The organism is Pseudomonas sp. Pseusp97, from assembly GCF_047304025.1.
GTDB lineage: Bacteria > Pseudomonadota > Gammaproteobacteria > Pseudomonadales > Pseudomonadaceae > Pseudomonas.
The window spans coordinates 1-1,616 of record NZ_JBGLYK010000423.1; the positions used below are offsets into that span (position 1 = coordinate 1).

General features: G+C 65.2%; 2 protein-coding genes. One reads left to right on the forward strand and one right to left on the reverse strand.

Annotated elements, in window-relative coordinates; translation table 11 throughout:
- Positions 1 to 376 (forward strand): helix-turn-helix domain-containing protein (locus ACCC94_RS29605; RefSeq protein WP_413353149.1); only part of this gene is annotated, 376 nt, incomplete at its 5' end.
- 180 nt (positions 377 to 556) lie between these two features.
- Here ACCC94_RS29605 and pcsA read toward each other — a convergent pair.
- Entirely contained in the window at positions 557 to 1,252 is a 696-nt protein-coding gene (gene pcsA / locus ACCC94_RS29610) for a phosphatidylcholine synthase (RefSeq protein ID WP_413353151.1), read from the reverse strand.
- Between the last annotated feature and the right edge of the window lie 364 nt (positions 1,253 to 1,616).

Genomic DNA, 1,616 nt, shown 5'->3' on the forward strand with positions numbered 1-1,616 from the left:
CCGCCAGCGGCGCTTCACTCCGCTGCTACCCGACCCGCTGCCCGCCGGCTCGCCACTGGAGCCGCTGCTGGCCTGGCTGGAGGACAACTACGCGCAGCCCTTCGATCTCGCCACGCTCGCACAGCGCGTGCACTGCTCCACGCGCACGCTGTTGCGGCGCTTCCGTGAGCAGGTGGGGATGTCGCCGAACGATTACGTGCAACGCCTGCGCATCGCCTCGGCGCAGGAGGCGCTGGGCGATCCGGGACGCTCGCTGGAGCGCATCGCCAGCGATGTCGGCTATGCCGACCGGGCGAGCTTCGCGCGGTTGTTCAAGCAGGTGTGCGGGGAGACGCCGGGAGCTTTCCGGCAGAGGCTGCTGGGGCGGCAGGCATAACGCCCTGCCGGACGATGGGATTGTTGTAGGAGCGAGCTTGCTCGCGAACCCTTTCCCGGCCACGTCTGCGCTGGGCGGTTCGCGAGCAAGCTCGCTCCTACAAAGAGCCGTGGATCGTAGGATGGGTATCGCTTCGCTCCACACCATCCTCCGGAGAAGAAAACGGCGTTTACGGGGCGGTCAGTGGAACCACTCCATCGCGGTCCGCCACACGCAGACGCCGACGAAGTAGGCCGAAGCCACGAACCACAGGCCGAGCTGCCAGGGCTGGTCCACCGGGTGCTGCAGGATCAGCAGTGCGCTGCTGAGCATCCATACGAAGGTCACGGCGATGTTCAGCGGCATGAACTGGCGCACCCGGAAGGGGTGCAGGAATTTCATGCGGGTCAGGGTCAATGCCGCCAGCACCAGCACCGTGACGAAGCTCACCCAGGGGTGCGGGTCGAGCACGAAGAAATACACCGCCACGACGTTCCACGCCGCCGGAAAGCCGACGAAGTAGTTGTCCTTGCTCTTCATGTTGACGTTGCAGAAGCAGAACAGCGAGGACACCAGGATCACCCCCACCGCCAGCAGTTCGGTGTGCACCGGCAGCGGCACGTAGCGATAGATGAAGATCGCGGGGATGAAGACGTAGGTGAGGTAGTCGATCACCAGGTCCAGGGTCGAGCCGTCGAAGTGCGGCAGCACCGCCTTGACGTCGAACTTGCGCGCCAGCGTGCCGTCCAGGCCGTCCACCAGCAGCGCCACGCCCAGCCACAGCAGGCAGGCCTGGGGCCTGTTGTCGACCAGCGCAAGGAGCGCGAGCAGCGCGAGGATGACACCGCTGGAGGTCACCGCATGGGCGCCCCAGGCCTTGGCTTTGCTGAGGTTCATTGGCGATAGGATCAGGTTCACGTCGGCTCTCTTCCTTTGGACGGCGGATGCAGGGGAGCTACTTCAAACGGTAGCCCATCCCTGACGAACCACTGCACATGGGAACACCGATGACGCGGCCGAGTTCAGCCGGTTTTCCCGATGCGCACCCTGATGCGGTGGAATCGGCAGCATACGCCGTCGGGGCCTGGGCTCGCTATCGGGGGAGACGAGCGTTGCAGGGACGGCCTGGCGGGGTGAAGGAAGGGGGAAATTGCTGTAGGAGCGGGGGGTTGATCCCCGGACCATAAGGCACGCAACCACGGGGGGCGGGGAAGCAGCGCCGCAAACCGCACCAAAAGAAGAACGCCGAATGAGGCCAAAA